At 37.3% G+C, this 19,658-nt stretch carries 17 protein-coding genes; 7 read left to right on the top strand and 10 right to left on the bottom strand.

Annotated features, from left to right (window positions below; translation table 11 throughout):
* The first annotated feature begins 3 nt into the window (after positions 1–3).
* From lipA to AC0L6O_RS19570, 3 genes are all read left to right on the top strand, one after another.
* Positions 4–873: a lipoyl synthase gene (lipA, locus tag AC0L6O_RS19580; protein ID WP_341228241.1), complete on the top strand. Its 870-nt coding sequence runs from the start codon at positions 4–6 to the stop codon at positions 871–873.
* Between the two features lie 312 nt (positions 874–1,185).
* On the top strand, positions 1,186–2,475 hold the full coding sequence (gene metK, locus AC0L6O_RS19575) for a methionine adenosyltransferase (RefSeq protein ID WP_473304766.1): 1,290 nt from the start codon (positions 1,186–1,188) through the stop codon (positions 2,473–2,475).
* 100 nt (positions 2,476–2,575) lie between these two features.
* Positions 2,576–3,442, top strand: coding sequence for a DMT family transporter (locus AC0L6O_RS19570; RefSeq protein WP_473304764.1), 867 nt, complete (start codon positions 2,576–2,578; stop codon positions 3,440–3,442).
* A gap of 69 nt (positions 3,443–3,511) precedes the next feature.
* Here AC0L6O_RS19570 and AC0L6O_RS19565 read toward each other — a convergent pair whose 3' ends face one another.
* Both AC0L6O_RS19565 and AC0L6O_RS19560 read right to left on the bottom strand, forming a co-directional pair.
* Complete coding sequence (locus AC0L6O_RS19565) at positions 3,512–4,258, bottom strand: zinc ribbon domain-containing protein (protein WP_473304763.1); 747 nt, start codon at positions 4,256–4,258, stop codon at positions 3,512–3,514.
* A gap of 48 nt (positions 4,259–4,306) precedes the next feature.
* A complete protein-coding gene (locus AC0L6O_RS19560) occupies positions 4,307–5,404 on the bottom strand; it encodes a Nif3-like dinuclear metal center hexameric protein (RefSeq protein ID WP_473304761.1) in 1,098 nt (365 codons plus the stop codon).
* A gap of 217 nt (positions 5,405–5,621) precedes the next feature.
* On the opposite strand from AC0L6O_RS19560, the gene AC0L6O_RS19555 reads away from it, so the two are divergent.
* Genes AC0L6O_RS19555 through AC0L6O_RS19545 form a run of 3 tightly spaced genes read left to right on the top strand, consistent with a single transcriptional unit; the run spans position 5,622 to position 8,945 of the window.
* Positions 5,622–6,395 (top strand): cupin domain-containing protein, encoded by a 774-nt coding sequence (locus AC0L6O_RS19555; RefSeq protein ID WP_473304760.1) that lies wholly within the window; start codon positions 5,622–5,624, stop codon positions 6,393–6,395.
* A 59-nt stretch (positions 6,396–6,454) separates the two neighbouring features.
* Entirely contained in the window at positions 6,455–7,531 is a 1,077-nt protein-coding gene (locus tag AC0L6O_RS19550) for a DUF6807 domain-containing protein (RefSeq protein WP_473304758.1), read from the top strand.
* 34 nt (positions 7,532–7,565) lie between these two features.
* Positions 7,566–8,945, top strand: coding sequence for a Gfo/Idh/MocA family protein (locus tag AC0L6O_RS19545; protein ID WP_473304757.1), 1,380 nt, complete (start codon positions 7,566–7,568; stop codon positions 8,943–8,945).
* Positions 8,946–9,049: 104 nt separating this feature from the next.
* Here the strand turns inward: AC0L6O_RS19545 and AC0L6O_RS19540 are convergent, their stop codons facing one another.
* From AC0L6O_RS19540 to AC0L6O_RS19510, 7 genes are all read right to left on the bottom strand, one after another.
* Complete coding sequence (locus AC0L6O_RS19540) at positions 9,050–10,567, bottom strand: glucuronyl esterase domain-containing protein (RefSeq protein ID WP_473304756.1); 1,518 nt, start codon at positions 10,565–10,567, stop codon at positions 9,050–9,052.
* Between the two features lie 38 nt (positions 10,568–10,605).
* A complete protein-coding gene (locus tag AC0L6O_RS19535) occupies positions 10,606–12,234 on the bottom strand; it encodes a GH35 family beta-galactosidase (protein WP_473304754.1) in 1,629 nt (542 codons plus the stop codon).
* Positions 12,235–12,240: 6 nt separating this feature from the next.
* Entirely contained in the window at positions 12,241–13,092 is an 852-nt protein-coding gene (locus tag AC0L6O_RS19530; RefSeq protein WP_473304752.1) for a polysaccharide deacetylase family protein, read from the bottom strand.
* A 138-nt stretch (positions 13,093–13,230) separates the two neighbouring features.
* A complete protein-coding gene (locus AC0L6O_RS19525) occupies positions 13,231–13,884 on the bottom strand; it encodes a YdcF family protein (protein WP_473304750.1) in 654 nt (217 codons plus the stop codon).
* A gap of 60 nt (positions 13,885–13,944) precedes the next feature.
* A complete protein-coding gene (locus tag AC0L6O_RS19520; protein WP_473304749.1) occupies positions 13,945–15,516 on the bottom strand; it encodes a PhoX family protein in 1,572 nt (523 codons plus the stop codon).
* A 149-nt stretch (positions 15,517–15,665) separates the two neighbouring features.
* Complete coding sequence (locus tag AC0L6O_RS19515) at positions 15,666–15,902, bottom strand: hypothetical protein (protein WP_111370946.1); 237 nt, start codon at positions 15,900–15,902, stop codon at positions 15,666–15,668.
* Positions 15,871–16,476: an RNA polymerase sigma factor gene (locus tag AC0L6O_RS19510; protein WP_473304747.1), complete on the bottom strand. Its 606-nt coding sequence runs from the start codon at positions 16,474–16,476 to the stop codon at positions 15,871–15,873. Before AC0L6O_RS19510 ends, AC0L6O_RS19515 begins: the two co-directional genes overlap by 32 nt.
* Before the next feature lie 354 nt (positions 16,477–16,830).
* On the opposite strand from AC0L6O_RS19510, the gene AC0L6O_RS19505 reads away from it, so the two are divergent.
* Complete coding sequence (locus tag AC0L6O_RS19505) at positions 16,831–18,318, top strand: hypothetical protein (protein ID WP_473304746.1); 1,488 nt, start codon at positions 16,831–16,833, stop codon at positions 18,316–18,318.
* A gap of 4 nt (positions 18,319–18,322) precedes the next feature.
* On the opposite strand, the gene rimO is transcribed toward AC0L6O_RS19505, so the two are convergent.
* Positions 18,323–19,633, bottom strand: a complete 1,311-nt coding sequence (rimO, locus tag AC0L6O_RS19500) for a 30S ribosomal protein S12 methylthiotransferase RimO (protein WP_473304744.1) — start codon at positions 19,631–19,633, stop codon at positions 18,323–18,325.
* Positions 19,634–19,658: the final 25 nt, after the last annotated feature.

The following is a 19,658-nucleotide window of genomic DNA, read 5'->3' as shown; positions in this document are numbered from 1 at the left end:
GGAATGACAGAAGCTCCAGAGCAATCAAAAAGAGCCAAAAGGCCAGATTGGTTACGTGTTAAATTACCAATTGGTGAAAATTACAAAAAAGTAAGAGAGGTAGTAGATAAGAATAAGCTACACACTATCTGTCAGTCGGGTAATTGTCCTAATATGGGCGAGTGCTGGGGTGAGGGTACCGCTACTTTTATGATTTTAGGTAATGTGTGTACTAGAAGCTGTACTTTTTGTGCGGTAGCTACAGGAAGACCTCCAGAGTATGATACGGCGGAGCCAGAAAGAGTTGCGGATGCTATTAAGACAATGGGTGTGAAGCATGCTGTTATTACTTCGGTAAACAGAGATGAGCTAAAGGACAAAGGAGCACAAGTGTGGTATGATACTGTTATCAAAACCAAAGAGTTATCTCCCAAGACTACTATAGAAACACTTATACCAGATACAAAAAGTAACTGGGAGGCTCTTTATAAAATGATTTCAGGTGGTCAAGAAGTGGTTTCGCATAACATGGAAACTGTGGAGCGTCTTTATAGACCTGTTAGGCCACAGGCGAAATATGCGAGAAGTTTAGAGCAAATTAGAAGAACTAAAGAGTACGGTAAACGTACCAAAACTGGTATTATGCTGGGGTTGGGAGAAAAGAAAGAAGAGGTGTTGACAGCGATGGAGCATTTGGTAGAACATGGCTGTGATATTTTAACTCTTGGTCAATATCTTCAACCAACAAAAATGCATCATGAGGTGGTTGAATTTATACACCCTGATATGTTTGCTCTTTATAAAGAAGAAGGTTTAAAGCTTGGTTTAAAGTATGTAGAATCTGGACCATTAGTTCGTTCTAGTTATCATTCTGAGCGACATGTTAATGTATAAGAGTTAAAAAAGACTTGATATTATTGAATGCAGCCCAAAAGGCTGCATTTTTTTTATGCCAGCTACTTTATGGAATTAGCTAAAGAGAGAATATGCCAGATTGTAAATTATCTGGTAAAAGGAGTCTGGGTAGATAAAATAACTACTATGTTTCTTAGAATAAGAAAATATGACTTCTATTTCTCCTTTTCGTAAATAATATGCATTTTTGCGGTGTCAGTCGGTTTGCCGTTAAAAAATGGAGTTCGAAGCTTGTTTTTTGTATGGATACGGAATTGATATTGGTAGTTTTCCAAATTAAAATAAAATTAAATGCCTTATTTATTTACCTCTGAATCCGTTTCAGAAGGACACCCAGATAAAGTAGCAGACCAAATTTCGGATGCTTTAATAGATCATTTCTTAGCTTTTGACCCAAACTCAAAGGTTGCTTGTGAAACTCTTGTAACTACAGGTCAAGTGGTTTTGGCAGGAGAAGTTAATACTAACACTTACTTAGACGTTCAGTCTATTGCAAGGCAGGTAATTAATAAAATAGGTTACACCAAAGCAGAATACATGTTTGAAGGTAACTCTTGTGGAGTTATTTCCGCTATTCACGAGCAGTCTTCTGATATTAATCAAGGTGTAGACAGAAAAACGTCTGATAACTTTGAAGATAAAGCAAACGCTCAAGGTGCAGGTGACCAGGGTATGATGTTTGGTTACGCTACTAGCGAAACTGATAATTATATGCCATTAGCTTTAGACTTGTCGCATAAAATTCTTCAAGAACTAGCCGATGTAAGAAGAGAGAATGATACCATCAAATACCTAAGACCTGATGCTAAATCGCAGGTTACTATTGAGTATTCTGACGATAATCAGCCTATTAGAATTGATACAATTGTTGTTTCAACACAGCATGACGATTTTGATGAAGATGAGGCTATGCTTAGTAAAATTAAGAGTGATATTATTAATATGGTAATTCCTCGAGTTAAGGCTAAATTGAAGCCAAGCTTACAGGCATTATTTAATGATGATATTCTTTATCATATTAACCCTACTGGAAAATTTGTAATTGGTGGTCCTCACGGAGATACTGGATTAACTGGTAGAAAAATTATAGTAGATACTTACGGAGGTAAAGGTGCTCACGGTGGTGGTGCTTTCTCTGGAAAAGATCCTTCTAAAGTGGATAGATCTGCGGCATATGCTACTCGCCATATTGCTAAAAATTTAGTAGCAGCAGGTGTTGCAAGTGAGGTTTTAGTGCAGGTTTCTTATGCTATTGGCGTAGCTAAACCATGTGGTGTTTTCTTAGACACATATGGCACAGCTAATGTTAAAGATGCAAACGGAAAAGTATTAAACGATGGTCAAATAGCTAGAGAAGTTGAGAAAATATTTGATTTAAGACCTTATGCAATAGAGCAACGCTTAAAGCTTAGAAATCCAATTTATTCTGAAACTGCAGCATACGGTCATATGGGTCGTGAGCCTAAGACATTGACCAAAGTATTTGAAAATGCGGGTCAACGAGTAGAAAAAGAAGTAGAATTATTTACTTGGGAGAAACTTGATTACGTAGATCAGGTTAAAGCAGCCTTTGGTTTATAAATTTGACGCTATAATGTCATTTGAGAAACTCATGGTCATAGACCATGAGTTTTTTGTTTAGGTTCTGTTTCAATCCAATCATTGTTTACACTTTTGTTTAATGCAATCTTCTACTAGATTTTATATTCTTGGGGTAATATTTGCCGCAGTTTGGTCCTCAGCTTCTGTGGCGGCTAAAATAGGTTTGAAAGCGGTACAGCCATTAGTGCTTTATCAAGGTCGGTTTACTTTGGCGGCTGTCTGTATGTTGATTTTGATATATCTAATTCAAGGGAAACGATTGCCTAAAGGAAAGGAATGGGGTCAGTTGGCTCTTTTTGGGTTTTTCAATGTGACTTTAGCTCTTGGTTTCTTTGTTTATGGAATTAGAGAAGTAGCTGCGGGTATTGGGGCTCTTCAGGTAGGACTAAATCCTTTAGTAATAACTGTTTTAGCGGCTATAGTGGCTCGTAAGAAGATTCCCTTAAAAGGAGTGGTTGCACTCTTTTTGGGTATCTTAGGAGTGGCTATATGCGTTTATCCTTTGCTTTTAGAAAGCTATGCTACACCAAAAGGACTGATGTTTTTAGGATTGGGCACTTTATCGTATTCTAGTGCCGCTGTTTTTTACAGTAAGATAGAGTGGAAAATGGATAAACTGACCATTAATGGATGGCAGTCTTTCTTTGGGGCTTTATTTCTTTTTCCGGCTACCTTTTTGGCTTATGATGGTAGCAGTGTATATAATGAGTATTTCTTTTATCCTGTTATATGGTTAGGGATTCCGCTTTCTGTAGCTGGTGTTTATTTATGGCTTTGGCTGTTGTCAAAAGATACCGTAAGAGCCTCTTTCTTTCTTTTCCTATGCCCTCCTTTTGGATTGTTTTATGCTTATTTCATCTTAGATGAGCCCTTTACTTTATATACTTTGACTGGTCTTATAGTGGTTATGGTAGCAATATACTTGGGTAAAGTAAAAGCGAAGTGATTTTATTTAACCACTGAAGCAAAAAAAAGGAGGCTAATAGCCTCCTTAATCTTTATCACTTTTAAGAAATTACTTTCTCTTTCTGTGCACTTTGATGATATCAGCATCAGCTAATATTCTTCCACAATGCTCACAGATAATGATTTTAAGTTTTTCCATAATATCCGCCTGCCTCTGAGGAGGTACTACGTTGAAACAGCCACCACAAGCTCCTCTATCTACTGACACTACAGCTAGACCATTTTTGGCACTACCTCGTATTTTAGTGTAAGCATTAAGAAGTCTAGCTTCTACTTTTTTAGCTTGTTTAGCACTTTGCTTCAATAATTTTTCTTCTTCTTCTTGGCTCTCAATAACTAGTTTATCAAGTTCCTTTTTCTTTTGCTCCAAAACTTCTTTTTTAGAAGTAAGTGTCGCTGTAGTTTCGTCAATCTCTTGTTGTTTAGACTTAAGTTTGAATTCGCCCTCTCTTACTCTTTTTTCAGAAAGTTGAATTTCTAATTCTTGAAGTTCTAGTTCTTTAGAAATAGCGTCAAATTCACGGTTATTTCTAACGTTCATCTGCTGATCCTTGTATTTAACAATCAGCTTTTCAGAATCACCTTTATTTAATCTATGACGGCTTATCTCTTCGTTAATTCCATCTAATTCAGACTGAAACCTACTAACTCTTTTCTCTACACCTATAACCTCATCTTCTAAGTCTTTAACCTCTTCTGGAAGGTCTCCACGAAGTTTTCTTAAAACGTCTAGTTTCGAATCAATTTCCTGAAGCTTTAAAAGCGAATCTAATTTATCTGCAATCGTTAATTCCATAAACTTTGATAAAGTTTTTATATCAAGGTGTGTTAAACCTTAAGGTACTTAATAAAAATAATTTATCGGGTTGGTTTTCACCTCCGATAAATAGGTCGCAAAATTAGTGAATTTTTTCAATATTTCATCCCTAATTAATTCTTTTGTAAACTGTTCACTTTCATAGTGTCCAATGTCGGCAATTACAATTTTCTTATCTGCGTCAAAGTATTCATGATATTTGTAATCTGAAGTGATAAAAATATCAGCATTTGCGGCTATAGCATTGTTTAATAAAAAGCCACCAGAACCACCACAAAGAGCTACTGTTTGAATGTGTTTTTCGGTCATATCTGTATGCTTGATTACAGATAGAGCCATGTTTGTTTTAAGATAGCTCATAAATTCTTTTGCTGGCATAGGAACTTCTAAGTCTCCTATAGCTCCTGAGCCAACAAGCTGATGTTCGTTTGCCAATTCGTGAAGAAAGTAGGAAACCTCTTCATAGACGTGACCAGCCTTCATGGCTTTCAAAACCCTTGTTTTTAATTGTTTTGGAAAAATGACTTCTACACGGCTCTCATCTAGTTCTGTGTATTTTCCCTTTTTACCAATTTGGGGATTTGCTAATTCATTAGGTTTAAAAGTCCCTTTGCCAACAGTCCTAAAACTACAGTTAGAATAATTTCCAATTTCGCCTGCTCCTGCAGCATAAAGTGCATCTAGCAGTTGTCCCGTATTTTCTTTAGGAACAAAAACGGTCAGTTTCATTAATAGCTCTTTTTTAGGAGCTAAAATTTTGACATCTTTCAAGTGTAGTTTTTCTGCCATTTTAAAACTAACACCACCTGTAATATTATCTAGGTTAGTATGGCAAGCGTAAATAGCTATGTCATTTTTTATGGCTTTGATAATAGTACGCTCTATATAGTTTTTGCCATTAAGTTTTTTTAAACCTTTAAATATGATGGGGTGGTGGGCAATGATAAGGTTGCAATTTTTTTCAATGGCTTCGTCAATTACATCTTCTGTAGAGTCTAAGCAAACCAAAACGTTTGTAATCTCTTCGCTTTTATCGCCCACTATTAGGCCAGAGTTATCATAGGACTCTTGATAGTCTAATGGAGCAATTTCTTCCAAATAATTGACAAGTTCTTTTATCTGCATGCTTACATTTTTTGTGTAAAAATAAGAATAATGTCTCTTCTTGGCTTAATCCTATTGGGAGTCAATTCTATGGAATTTGGGTTTCTGTCTTTCATTTGATTCTTTAAAACCTTTTAGCTTGTATTTTATGATAAATAAATGGTAATTTTCTGAGCCTATTTTTGTAGGGAAGCTTAAGTGAGCTTTTAAAATGCAACCGATTGAAATAATTTAACATATGAAAGTTATAGGTTTATCTATTCTTTTCTGTCTCTTTTCTATTATGAGTAATGCACAATTAGCAGAGGTGAAATCTGGGGTTTATACTTGGTCAGAGTTATCAGTCAAAAAAGGAACTCAAAGAGAAGGACGGAAAATTATGGAGGGGAGCTCTCCACACTTTTCTTTTTTAGAGGTGCATGCTACTACGCAAGAAAAAGGTGCCAAACCTGCTCCTCCGCATACTCAAAAGGATATAGAGGAAGTGCTTATTGTAAAAGAGGGCCTCATGAAAATGACTATGGATGGTGAAAGTCAGATTTTGCCTGCAGGAAGTGTTATTCTTATTCCACCATTGGTTGAGCAGTCGCTCCAAAATGTAGGGGATGGCCCTTTAACTTATTATGTGATGATGTTTAAGTCAAAAGCTAAAACAGATATTGAAAGAGGTGAAAAGGCTGGTGGTGCTATGTTTATCAACTACGACAACCTAGAATTTCAACCGAGCAAAAAAGGAGGTAAGATAATTTATCTTAGAAGACCTACTGCAATGTGTAAAGAGTTTGAAATGCATGTAACGCAGCTCGACCAAAAAGGGCCAAGTCATTCACCTCATTCTCATGTTGATTCTGAAATGATACTGGTCATTGAAGGAGAAACGCAAATGAACATAGCAGGACAGACTTATAATGGAAAAGCAGGAGATTTGTATTTTATGAAATCTAATGAGTTTCATGGTATTAGTAATGTGGGAGAGACGCCTTGCCGATATTTTGCATTTCGCTGGTATTAAAAATATTCGTATTAAACTTTAACCCAATTAATTTTATTTTTTTAGAAATGAACAACCCTATGAGAAAAATGAAAAAAGCAGGAGCTTTAGGATTAGGCCTTGCGGCTATTTTATTTAGTATGTCGTCTTGTGCCTCAAATTCAGAAGACTCCACGGCAACTGAAAGTGAACGAATTGAATTAGTTAGACAGGACGGAGAACAGAAAGTAGACGTAATGATAGATGGTAAACTTTTTACTTCTTACATATACCCTAACACGATTAAAAAGCCTGTATTATATCCTATAATTACGCCAAAAGGGACTAAAATTACGCGTAAGTTTCCTTTAGAACCATCAGTAGGAGAACGAGTTGATCACCCACATCATGTAGGTTTATGGTTTAATTATGGCGATGTTAATGGTTTAGATTTCTGGAACAATTCTGATTCTATTGACGCTTCTAAGAGAGATGGTTACGGAACTATTGTTCACAAAGAAATCAAGTCAACTACCAACGGAAACGATAAAGCTGAACTAGCGGTAGTGATGGATTGGGAAGCTCCAGACGGAACAGTCCTGCTTAAAGAGAATACCACTTTTGTATTTAGCGGAGAGGGAGACCAATATGCTATTGATAGAATTACCACCTTGACTGCAGAAAACGAAGATGTCAGTTTTAAAGATAATAAAGAGGGCATGATAGGAGTTCGTTTGACACGAGCTATGGAGCACCCTTCTGATAAGCCTGGTGTATTTACAGATGCCAATGGTATTAGTACAGGTGTAGCGGTTTTAGATAACGAAGGTGTAAACGGACGTTACCTTAACGCTGAAGGTGTAGAAGGAGAAGATTGCTGGGGTTTACGTTCTAACTGGATGAACTTAAGTTCTACCATTGGTGATGAGCAAGTTTCTTTAGCTATTTTAGATCATCAAAAGAACGTAGGTTTTCCTACTTATTGGCATGCTAGAGGTTATGGCTTATTTGCAGCCAACCCTTTAGGTCAAGAAGTGTTTAGTGATGGGAAAGAGAGTTTAAACTTTAAGCTGGCAAAAGGCGAAAGTGTCACTTTCAAATACAGAGTAATAGTGGCGAGTAGTGCTCTAAGCAAAGAAACACTGGATAAGAAGTTTACAGAGTTTTCTGCTCAATAATTAAAAATATATTCAACCGAGAAACAATAGAAAAATGAGTAACAGAAGAGATTTTATAAAAAAGGCTACCCTTGCTACTACAGGTGTGGTATTAGGAACATCGTCCGCTATGTCGGCCAAATCTTATGCTAATATTTTAGGAGCTAATGATAGAGTGATTTTAGGCTCTATTGGTGTAGGTGGAAGAGGTAAAGGATTGCTAGATAGTTTCTCTAGCATGTATAATGATGGCGTTACAATAAAAACAATTTGTGATGTAGAGTCTAAATACTTACCTGAAAGACAAGCAATAGCTGCTAAGAATCAGAAAGGTTTGAAGCCAGGCACCGAAACGGATATGCGTAAAGTGTTTGACGATAAAGAAATTGATGCAGTGGTGGTGGCTACGCCTAATCACTGGCATGCGTTATCGGCTATTTGGGCTTGCCAAGCAGGTAAAAATGTTTACGTAGAAAAGCCAAGTTCTCATAATGTATGGGAAGGTAGAAAAATGGTAGAAGCTGCCAGGAAGTACGATAGAATAGTTCAGGTAGGTTTTCAAAACAGGTCAATATCAAATGTAATGCAGGCCATGGCTTTCTTGCATGATGGCGGTATTGGTGAAGTGTTTATGGCCAGAGGAACCTGCTTTAAACCTCGTAACTCTTTCGGAATAACTAAGGATAGCAATCCTCCTGCATCACTTAATTATGATATGTGGTTAGGGCCAGCATCTTACAGACCGTATAATGAGAAAAAAGGACATTATAACTGGCATTGGCACTGGGATACAGGAAATGGTGATACAGGTAACCAAGGACCTCACCAGTTTGACGTGGCTCGTTGGGGATTAAATAAAAAAGTTCACCCAGTGAAAGTGCAGTCTATGGGAGGAATATTTGGTATCAAACCAGACGAGTGCTCACAAGAAACACCAAACACGCAAACTTCAGTTTTTGAATATGAAGATGGTAAGATTTTGGAGTTTGAAACAAGAGGAAGGTTTACGAATGCCGAGTCTGATGCTGGTATTAAAATCGGTAATATGTTTTACGGAACAGAAGGCTGGATGGAAGTAAATGGTGATACTTGGAAAGCATATAGAAATGATGAGAAAGAAGCATTTGCTGGCTCAGGAATGGGTGCAGGAGCTGCTGTAGGCGGTGATACTTCTTTCAGAACTGCTCCTGATAGTAATGGTCATTTTGGTAACTTTATTGATGCCTTAAAAGCAGGAAACAATTCAGGTTTGAACTGTGAAGTGGAAGTAGGTCATATGTCTACTGTGTTGCCTTTAATAGCTAATGCGGCCTATAGAGTAGGAGAAACGCTTAGGTTTAATGGCGAGTTCGAAGAGTTTATTGACAATGAAGAAGCAGATATGATGCTGACTCGTAAATACAGATACCCTTATATTGTACCACAAAACGTATAATATTTAGATTATAATCTCAAAGAGGCTGTTTCGTTGCAAGATGAAACAGCCTTTTTTTGTTTCTGAAGTCAATTAAATCTTAAAAGAGCATTCGAAAGAGTTAATTACTTCTGATAATCTAAAAACTTATTTGCCCACGGAATAAAGTATTTCATATTTGGCCAGTCAGTATGACCGCCATCATGCTGTCGCCAAGCCAAATGTCCATTTAATACACTTGTATTATAAGGCGGCATTTTTTCTTTTAAGTAGTCATTAGAAACACCTAAGTCAGTAGCACCCAAAAGTTTCCAGACTGTGCCTGCTGCTATGGTGGCCATATAGCTACCCTCCTGATCTAACCATTTAGAATCACCTTTTTCTGGAATACCATAACTAATGAAAGTAGGCCTTGGGGCACAGAGAGCTATTAACTCATGTGAGTCTACCGTCAAATCACAGCCCGTCATTCTGCCAAAACTTGATTCTTCTGTACCATATTTTAAATAGCTTCCCGCCATCCAATGACTTTCGCCAGCACCCGTCAAATTTTCAACGGCTTCGCCAAATACTCGTCTATGCAGTGCTGTTCCTCCTTTTCCAGAGGAACCAATCAAAGCTGTGGCAAATCTTTTTTCAAAAGCCATGGTTACCAGGGCAGCCTTTCCATAGCGTGAAACACCTTCAATACTAACCTTTTTCGCATTTACTGCGGGGTCAGTTTCTAAATAGTCTAAAGCTCTGGCAGCCCCCCATGCCCATGCTCGCAGTGCTCCCCAGTCTTCTGGGCTTCTCGGCTGTCCTTTATTAACTAGCCCTATAATGCCCTGTGTAAGGCCAGCACCATTGTCAGCCTGAATACTTGCAGGTTCTATGGTGGCATAACCCCAGCCAGCCGCTAATAGCTGTTCTGTACTTGGTAAGTCGCCTTCTGGTGGCGGTGCAAAGAAGTTTGTCCCAGGAAGTCTAGTCACTGGTTCATAAGCCGGATATTTGTCAAATATTGCTTTTAGTTCAGGATTATGCTTTATCATCATTTCCTTAAAATTGGTATTTAAGGTGCTCATATCCTCTTTATCTGGCTGAGCAGGAGATGGAAAAGAAGGGTGGCCAAACATCATGAGTACAGGTACTGGACCTTCTACATTGGTAGGTACCACTAGCATCATAGCTATATTCACATCCACTAAAGGATAATGACTATTGTCTACATGCCCTACCAGTTTTTTTGCAATTGCCGGAGTTCTTCTAACCCATTCTTTGTCTTCAATTTCTACAGTCCATGTTACTTCGGGTACATTCTCAGGCACTTTTCCATAAAGTTCTTTTTCAATTCCTTTTATTATTTCTGGTCTTCTTTCTATCCACCAAGTATTTGCATTGTTTACTTTCTTTCCATTGTTTGTGGTAAGAATATCGGGCAGAATAGGGCAGGGGTTGGCAAGCGATTCATCATAATTAGCATGATTTGGGGCAGACTCGTTTCCACTAGGGCCTGGTCTTAAAGCCGTAATGCCAAGCTGCTTCATCATGTTGGTGTTTGCCTCTTGATTGGTAAATGTCACCACAGGTGGGTAGTTATCCTGAGCTTTAGCTGTGACACATGCTACTAGCAGTGCCAAGGTTTTTAGGTAATTTGTCATTTATATTTTTCAATTGGTTGAATACAATCTTAAGCCTATCAATAATTATAAAGCTCCAGTCGCTGGATTAAATAATCCTCTTTGAAAATTCTTAAATGTCTGCCTTGATGGGTCTGGTCACCATTAAGATGTCTTAATACTTTCCATGTTCCATCTTCAAATATACCCTCATCTACTTTTAAAATTCCCACACGCATGCTTGGGTCCTTTAAGTTTTTAAAAGTAGCATATACACCACTGCCCGCTATGTAAAACTCATTATCGCCAGTTTGAACTATCACGGCACCAGACATTTCCCAATTTGGTTCTTTTGCGGCAGGTTCCCAGCCAAGCTTGTAGCTATGCTTAAAAGTAAATTCATAGTCGCCTAGTGTAATAATGTTTTCAGCATTGTCTTCATCTAGCAATACACCTTCAATTTTCCCTTTGCCATGATTTGAAGTAATGATAGGGGTTAATTGCTTTAAAATTCCGTACATTTTTCCAAGACCTTCTTTTTCTGGTTGGTCTTTAGATTCAATAGAAAAAGGAGAAAAACCAATGGCCTCATAATGGCCAATAGCCAAGGCGGCCTTACCAGCTACAGTTTCATCAAAACGGTGTTCAGGTACAAAAAGAGGATTACCCTGTCTTACATATAGGTCGTTCCAGTGGCGGAAGTCAGGATTATAAAAGTCAGGTGAAAAGAAATCTATTGACGGCCCTGCCGCTCTCCAAACATCAATAATATGTGGCAGTGGACCAGCACTTGGGTATTCGCCAGGCTTTCTTCCTGGTCGGTTTAGTGCAGCGTTCACAAACATTGGCAAAGGGTATATAGCTTTTCCTGCTTCAATGATTTCGTTTGTATATTTTGAGAAATACCAAGCCATAAAAATTTCATCGGTATGAAGGCCTTTGCCAAAAACTTCTTCCCAAGTACCTTCGGTCAAATAGCCATTTCTTCGCCAAACCTCATTAAACTCAGGTACTAAACTGCTTTTGTTTTTGACTAAATAAGTCATTAACTCATTGGGCACATTGATCTTAAATTTTTCATTTGCTAGCGTGTGGTGGTCTCTTGCGGAAGGAAGCATCCCAATCTCATTTTCGGGCTGAACCATGATAACGGTTTGCTTCTGATTTATTTCTTTAATATGACTCATTAGAGCATCAAAAGCTTTTAAGTCGGCTTTAAGGTTATTGTCACTAAAAGGGCTTAGAATTTCTTGATTGACACCTTGTTCATCTTGAGCTCTTGGAAAACGGCTTACATCAGTTTTCACCCAAGAAGGTACATGGCTCGACATGCTGTTTTTCCATGAGGCAAACCAAAGAAGTACCAATTTTAAGTCTTCTTGTTCTGCTCTTAAAACCAATTCATCAAAAAGTTTAAAGTCAAATTTACCTTCTTCTGGTTCTATTAATTCCCAGTAAACAGGCACCAGAATGGTGTTCACATTCATGGTTTTTAGTTTGGGCCAAACAGGCTCCATGTTTTCTAAACTAGTAAATGTAGAGTTGCCTAACTCTCCACCAAGAATTATAAAAGGCTTATCTTCCACTATTAGCTGTGTTACGTTGCCCGTTTTAGTTAGATGTGGAATTGTTATATTCTCGCTATTCTTGTTTGGAGAAGAACATGAAATTGTCAGGAAAAGGAAGAAAAGAAAGGTGACGTATTTCATTTGAATTTAGTTTTGATGTTCTTTAACATGCTTAGCGGCATCTATAAAAGTGGTAGTCCAAATGTCTTTTTGATTTTTCTCAAGATACTCCAGTAATTGTTCATGAGCTTCTAATGAGACATTTAAGCCATGTTCGCCACCTACACCATGAAAGAGGATGGTTATTAGAGCATTGTTTCTCTCGGCATTTTTAACCCATGCTATAAGTTCATCGCCACTGTGGCCATTTACCACAAAACAATTTACGTTTTGAAGATTGGTTTGTCCTATGAGGTTGAGCTCAGCTTTTACACCTCTAGAGGCTATGAAGTCATTTTTTATGGCATCAATAAAAGAACCTTCTGAGGTCTTTGTATCTCCACAGGTATAAGCAAATGTTCTTTCTTTTTGACCATCAATGGCTTCTAAGAAAACATTTGTCATTTTAATTTCATTCAAGATTCTTTCTGTGCTGTATTTGCTTAAATCCTTTTCTTTACTCACCCAGTCTCTTCCAGGTTTGGAAGCATCGCAGGGGTGATAGAGGGTATGGTTTGCTAGTTCGTGCCCTTGTTGAGCAGCAGCTCGCCAGTCAGCAATTCGTTCTTTACTTGCTTCTGAAAAAGCGGTTAAATAAAAAGAACCTTTGAGTCCATGTTTGTTAAGAGCAGGAATAGCATTGTCTAAATGAACATGCAAAGCATCGTCATATGTAAGTACTACAGCTGCTTTTTTGCCATGCCATAGTTCTTTCGAGTCCGTAGTTTTAGCTGCGGATTCCAGTAATAAGTTCTTGTCAACTAGTTTTGGAAGACTTGTTTGTGCGGTAGCAAAGGTATTAACTAGAAAGAATAAACTTAGGGCGTAGGTTAGCTTCATATTTAATGAGGGTTGTATTGTTAACAAATATAATAAATGTCATCTTGACACTTTGATTTGTTTTGCCCGAACCCCTAATGAAGTCGACCTTCTAAGATTATGTTTCTTTTTAATATTGAAAAGTTAATTAACTAGGATTTATTTTTCGCTGTAGTAGGTCTCATTTAAGTTTTTACCCTGTGTTCCTCTAAATCTTTTTCTGAAAGACTCTCTTTCTGTGATAGAGACAAAATTATCTTTGTAAGTCAAAGTGTCTTCTATTATTGGGTCAATCATAAGTGGCTCTAGTTTCGACAAACTATCAAATACGAAAGGAATTAAAGCTACAGAAGGGTCAACTTTTTTCTTAATAAACTTCTTTAACATTTTTGTTTGAAACGGGTCGGTAGCTAATGCTACAGATTTGTAACCTAAAAGTTTCGCTTTTTTATATCCGTAGTAAATGTTTTCTGTGCTATGTTCTGCTTTGGTTTCGGTCAAAATTGCGTCTGCTGGTATTCCTAATTCTTTGGCATATAAGGCCATTATTTCAGCTTCGTAATATGGGGTATAAACAGCACCTCCAGAAAACATGACGTTTTTTGCTATGCCTAAATCGTACAGATATTTTCCCCAGTAAACTCTCCAACGAAGCACTTTTTCCCACTTCTCACCATTATGTGGTATGCCAGGAACCACCACCACATCATAAGTCTTGTTTTTGCTGTGATTGAAGAGTTCTTGACTTTTTTTCTGAGAAACGGTGCAGCTAAACATCAGAACACTAGCTATTGCCAATACGAATTTTGTCATAGTTTTAATTTACTAAATACTTGATAGTGTTAAAACTACGATGGGTTTCGCTGTTTGGCTTTAATTATTTTCACATCCACCTATTTGGCCAAGAAAAGTAGCACCTGCATCTACAGAGAAACCTTGGTTTAGTAATATGTAGGATTTTGCATTGAAAAAGACTTTGGATGGACTTGCTATTTGACCTGTGGCCTGAATGTTATCGGAACTTTGATAAGTACCTGGAGGAATGGCAGCGGCATTTAGGTTAATATTTTCTTGACAGTTTGAAATTCCCCAAGTTTCATTTTTTGCAATAATAAGACTCACATCTTTTTCAAACGTAATGTTTGAATTATTGACATCCTGCTGCGTACTTGAATTATTTGCACCAGAGGGGTGCTGAATGGACATAAACATAAATTTATTATCAGGAGAAAAGGTTAAGCCAGTAGGCTCAGAACCTGCAGGGGTTCTCATGAAAATTTTGACCGAAGGGTTTAACTGAGTATGTAAAGTGTCTACAAGCCAAACGAAGTTTTCGTCATTAGCTGCTAAATTCCCATCTTGTAATACCCAAAGGTTGCCTTCATTGTCAAAGGCTAGGTTGTCATTTCCCGTGCCCCAAGGTTCGTTTATGATGCCAGATTGTGTATCTAAATTATACGTTTTTCCTGTGCCGCCCACGTAGGTTTCAAAATTAGTAACTGTGGTTCCGGTTAAAGGATCTGAATCATCAAAACGATAGACAGCACTTTCACCTTTTACTGCCAAATATACTTTTCCGTCTCTTGGGCTTATCTCCACATCTTCAATTCCAGCAAAACTAGTTGCTCCTAAATTAGCCGCCTGACTCATGGTGGCATTTCTTTCGTTTATTGTGGTGTTATTAAGAAGTACCCAGTTTCCTGAGCCACTTTTTGAGCCTACGTAAACATATAATTTGCCAGAGTGGAGGTTTTGAGCGGCATCAGCTACGAATTTGAATAAATAACCTGGGCTACTATCTCCCCCCTGATATGCCGTTCTTTGATTAGAGTGAACCACTATGTTTTCATGAGCAAAATTTCCTAAGGCCCATAGTTTTTGATTATTGACAATAGTTCTTGTCACTGGGTCAATTTCTATTGCCCAGCCCGTGTCATAGTAATTGTCATTATTGAAATCTACAGTGCTGGGGTATTCTTCACAGGTGATTATAGTGTTCCAGGGGGTTACTGTACCTGAGCAATTAGCCACTGTACCTACTACAGGACTAAAGTCAATGGCTGTAGCATTTGAAGTATTCCATCGCTTATTATTTGTGTCAAAACTGACATCCATGATAGAGACACCGCCGGGAAGGTATTCCGAATTAATGGATACATAGCCATTTGTGCTGCTTCCGCCTAATGGTACATAACCGGTAAAATCAAAATTTGGGGGAAAGGTATTGCCATCACTCATAACATCTCCTCTTTGAGCCACCACCTGATAATTATAGCCAGTTGGTATAAACAGGGAGTCATTTTGTGCTTTAGGGACTAAAGATGTAAAGTTTGATATTGGCGTAACTGTACTGTCTACCTCAAAAAAGTTTTTGACAGTAGGCGTGCCATAACACACTAGCACGTTAGAAAAAACTAGCGTACAAATACATAGGAGCTTTCTCAAACCATAATATAGTTTGATTTTTTTGAAATGTATTTCATCGGATAATTTAACTCGTTATTAAAAGGTTAAAACGGTATAAACAGTCTTTTCCTAGGACTTAATTAAAATTAAGCGAGCTAAATTCTAGAAAATAAAAAACCAGCCGGTACTTAAAGTACAGGGCTGGTTTTTCTTGAATATGCCAATATTTTACTAATCGACAGGTCCGAAGGAATCATCTTTATGTTCTCCATTTCTGCTTTTATATTTAGACTATCTAGATAGAAGTCTAGCAGATTGACATCTCTAGCAAGAGACTCTTCAATTATGGCATTTTCTTTTTTAGATGTTTCGTTATAAACATAACGAACTACATCATTTAACTGTGTTGTAAAGGTTGGTATCATACGCGTATACTGATTTACTCATCATTTTTCTTAAATTGATAAGAGCATAACGCATACGACCTAAAGCAGTATTAATACTTACACCAGTAGCATCGGCAATTTCCTGAAAACTCATGTCTTCATAGTGTCTCATAATGAGCACTTCTCTTTGCTGATCTGGCAGTTGTTTAATTAATCCTCTTAAGTGCTCGTGAGATTCCTTTTTGATTTGTTTAGTCTCAATAGAATTCTCTGAGAAATTAAGCGTATTAAAAACATTGCTTCCGTCTTCAAAAACTACTTTCGGGTAGCGTTTTGCTCTACGGAAATAGTCTATAGCGAGGTTATGACCTATTCTCAGTATCCAAGGAAGAAATTTACCTTCTTCATTATACTTACCATTACGCAGTGTTTTAATCGCTTTAATAAACGTGTCCTGCATGAGGTCTTCAGCCACATACTGGTCTTTCACTACGAGATAAATGGTGGTGTATATTTTATTTTTGTAACGCTCTACTAGCGTGTCAAAAGCTGCATCATTTCCTTTGATGTATGCTGATACCAGTTCACTCTCGTTAATTCGAACTTTTTCCATTCTTACATGTCGTTTAGTTAACGTAGAGGTTTGTATCTATATTGTTTTGCTTTTGGTTATTAATAATTAAGAGTCGAAAGATAAAGGATTGTTTTTGACAAAGTCAAGTAAATACCACCTAAAACTTAGTTAACGGTCAGTTAACACTGTCTTCTTAAGCCTTCATCTTTATTACTTACGTACAAAGAATGTTCCAAGATGTTTTTCGTTAAATAAATGTCAAATGATTAAAAAATGTAGAAGCTGAAATTAGCGGTATAGTTTTTGTAATCTGAATATGTAATAAAACTTAACGTGCATTTTTTAATCATGCTTACATCAAATAATAGGTTTATAATCAGTAAGATAATAAAGATGAAGGCTCTGTCTTTTTTCAAGGTACTTATTGCTTTCTTTCTCCTTAATACGGCACTTTCGTTTAATGCAGCCGCTCAAAGAGATGTTATTATTACTCAAGCTAAAGAAGAAATTAGGTGTAGAATTTTAGATGAAACACCTACTCGTTTTATCTATGCTTATGTAGGTCCAAAGGGGGATATTCTTAGAAATGAGATTTTCAAAAACTTGGTTAGTGATTTCAAGTATAATAAATATGATAGTGACCTGCCTCTGGCAACTTCGAAAAAAGGGAAGTCTAAAAAGAGAAAGAAATCTCAAGATATAGCTTTAGCTACAAACGATGTAACTAGCAGTGATGCCCCTAAAGAGGAAGCAGTTAAAAAGCAAAAGGCTACTGAATATAAACTGACTAAGGAAGAGCCTTCTAAAAAAAGCAAGAAGGAACTTAAAAAGGAATCTGAGGAGAAAGCGACGGCCGTTGAAAAGATGATTAAGCAAGAAAAAGAAGTAGAACTTCAAGAAAAGCCTGAGAAGAAAAGTAAGAAAGAACGAAAAAAGGATAAAGAAGAAAAAGCTAAAACGGAAAATCAATTAAAAGGCAGTAAAAAGAAATCAAAGAAAAATCAGGATGTTTTAGCATCAACAAAAGAACCGGTAAAGCAGGTAGAAGTAGTTACTAAAGAGGATACCGCCCAAGCCCAATTATTAGTAGAAGATGACCCTGAGGTTAAAAAAGTAGAGCAGAAGCCAACTCTAAGTCCTGAAAAAACTATTTTGGATGAAAAGCCTTTAGTGGAAACTTCAAAGAAAACAACTCCTATAGTAAGTGAAACTTCTGTAAATAATTCAGGTGAATTTAAAAACTATTTGAAATGGCGTGTTGGTGTAAAAGCTGGAATAGGAAATATTCTTGATAATAACTTTGAGGCCTCTAATGCTTATGGTTTATACCAAGAAAAGCTGTTGAAAGGCTGGACTTTTGGTGCCGATTTAGCATTCTTCCCCTTGGAAGGTTTTGGACTAGGGCTTGTATATACAGACTTTAAATCTTCTAATTCTAATGAAAGTTTGACGTACGTAAATCAGGTTTCTGGAGAAGAGGTTACTGGAAGTATTTCTAATAAAATATCCAGAAAGTTTTTTGGTCCGTCTCTTTTCCTAAGAAAAGGTATTGATTTTAAAACTTTTGTAGTTTTAGGTTTAAGCCCTGGGATGTACTTCTACAGTGATAAAGGAGACTATAACCAAGCTAATTTTGAGTATACCGGTAAAGAGTTTGGCGGAGCCGCTACTTTAGGTTTAGACTTCTTATTAGGAAATGACATTATAGGCCGTGATATTATTCTTAGCCTGGAGGCTGGGTATAACATGGGTAAGATAAATGACCTAAACTACGGTGATGGTACAGGCTTAGTAACTTTAGATAATCCTATTATAATGGATCGCCTAGATTTCTCTATCGGTCTAAGATTTATGAGGTTTCCTAAATATTTGAAGAAGTAAAACCCTAAGGAATTACTTCACCATATAAATCAAACTCTTCTGCAGAGTTGATTTTGACATTGGCAAAATCGCCAAGTCTAACATACTGATTAGAATTAACTAAAACCTCGTTGTCTACTTCTGGGGAGTCAAATTCTGTTCTTCCAATAAAGTAATCACCTTCCTTACGGTCAAATAGTACTTTATACGTATTACCCACTTTTTTAGTATTCAGCTCTTGAGAAATTCCTTGCTGTAGTTCCATGATGAGGTCGGTTCTTTCTTGCTTTATTTCAGCAGGAATGTCATCTGGCATTGAGTAAGAATGAGTATCTATCTCATGAGAATATTGGAAAACTCCAAGTCTGTCAAATCTCATTTTTTCTACAAAACGATACATTTCCTCAAAGTGATCTTCCGTTTCACCAGGGTGACCAGCAATTAGTGTAGTTCTAAGAGCTAGTTCAGGCAATTTTTGACGAATCGCATCTACAAGGCTCTCTGTTTTTTCACGAGTAATACCTCTTCTCATGAGTTTTAAAATTTCAGAAGAACCATGCTGAAGTGGCATATCAAGGTAATTACAAACATTTGGTCTGTTTTTGATTACATCTAAAACATCCATAGGGAAGCCAGCGGGGTAGGCGTATTGCAATCTAATCCAGTCTATGCCTTCCACATCTGCCAGTCTATCTAAAAGCTCAGCAAGGTTTCTTTTTTTATAAATATCGAGACCATAATAAGTAAGGTCTTGAGCTATCAAAATAAGTTCTTTTGTTCCTTTTGCTGCCAAATTAGTTGCTTGCGTAATTAAGTCTTCCATTGGCGTAGAAATATGGCCGCCACGCATTAATGGAATAGCACAAAAAGAGCAAGGTCTGTCACAGCCTTCGGCAATTTTCAAATAAGCATAATGAGCAGGGGTGGTCAATAGACGCTCACCTACCAATTCTTTCTTATAGTCTGCCTTTAATGTTTTTAGAAGACGGGGAAGTTCGTTAGTGCCAAACCAAGCGTCTACTTGAGGGATTTCAGGAGCTAGTTCGTCTTTGAAACGATGTGATAAGCAACCCGAAACATATACTTTCTCTACAATACCTGCTTCTTTGGCATCTACATATCTTAATATAGTGTCAATTGATTCTTGTTTGGCATTGTCAATAAAGCCACACGTGTTAATCACAACAACGTTTGATTTATCGTCTTTGGCTTCATGTTCTACAGAAACTCCATTCCCTTTTAATTGGGTGAATAAAATTTCTGAATCTACCACGTTTTTAGAACAACCTAACGTGACAATATTAACCTGCGTTTTTCTGTTTCCCTTTGTCTTCATAATCAGCCGCAAAGGTCGTTCTTTT

It is taken from the genome of Arcticibacterium sp. GJ41-1 (assembly GCF_055808875.1).
This window is presented reverse-complemented; position numbering and strand designations above follow the sequence as displayed.

Bases quoted from the DNA above. Each gene is read 5' to 3' on its own strand.
- lipA (WP_341228241.1), top strand. From the start codon at position 4: ATGACAGAAGCTCCAGAGCAATCAAAAAGAGCCAAAAGGCCAGATTGG.
- metK (WP_473304766.1), top strand. From the start codon at position 1,186: ATGCCTTATTTATTTACCTCTGAATCCGTTTCAGAAGGACACCCAGAT.
- AC0L6O_RS19570 (WP_473304764.1), top strand. From the start codon at position 2,576: ATGCAATCTTCTACTAGATTTTATATTCTTGGGGTAATATTTGCCGCA.
- AC0L6O_RS19565 (WP_473304763.1), bottom strand. From the start codon at position 4,258: ATGGAATTAACGATTGCAGATAAATTAGATTCGCTTTTAAAGCTTCAG.
- AC0L6O_RS19560 (WP_473304761.1), bottom strand. From the start codon at position 5,404: ATGCAGATAAAAGAACTTGTCAATTATTTGGAAGAAATTGCTCCATTA.
- AC0L6O_RS19555 (WP_473304760.1), top strand. From the start codon at position 5,622: ATGAAAGTTATAGGTTTATCTATTCTTTTCTGTCTCTTTTCTATTATG.
- AC0L6O_RS19550 (WP_473304758.1), top strand. From the start codon at position 6,455: ATGAGAAAAATGAAAAAAGCAGGAGCTTTAGGATTAGGCCTTGCGGCT.
- AC0L6O_RS19545 (WP_473304757.1), top strand. From the start codon at position 7,566: ATGAGTAACAGAAGAGATTTTATAAAAAAGGCTACCCTTGCTACTACA.
- AC0L6O_RS19540 (WP_473304756.1), bottom strand. From the start codon at position 10,567: ATGACAAATTACCTAAAAACCTTGGCACTGCTAGTAGCATGTGTCACA.
- AC0L6O_RS19535 (WP_473304754.1), bottom strand. From the start codon at position 12,234: ATGAAATACGTCACCTTTCTTTTCTTCCTTTTCCTGACAATTTCATGT.
- AC0L6O_RS19530 (WP_473304752.1), bottom strand. From the start codon at position 13,092: ATGAAGCTAACCTACGCCCTAAGTTTATTCTTTCTAGTTAATACCTTT.
- AC0L6O_RS19525 (WP_473304750.1), bottom strand. From the start codon at position 13,884: ATGACAAAATTCGTATTGGCAATAGCTAGTGTTCTGATGTTTAGCTGC.
- AC0L6O_RS19515 (WP_111370946.1), bottom strand. From the start codon at position 15,902: ATGATACCAACCTTTACAACACAGTTAAATGATGTAGTTCGTTATGTT.
- AC0L6O_RS19510 (WP_473304747.1), bottom strand. From the start codon at position 16,476: ATGGAAAAAGTTCGAATTAACGAGAGTGAACTGGTATCAGCATACATC.
- AC0L6O_RS19505 (WP_473304746.1), top strand. From the start codon at position 16,831: ATGAAGGCTCTGTCTTTTTTCAAGGTACTTATTGCTTTCTTTCTCCTT.
- rimO (WP_473304744.1), bottom strand. From the start codon at position 19,633: ATGAAGACAAAGGGAAACAGAAAAACGCAGGTTAATATTGTCACGTTA.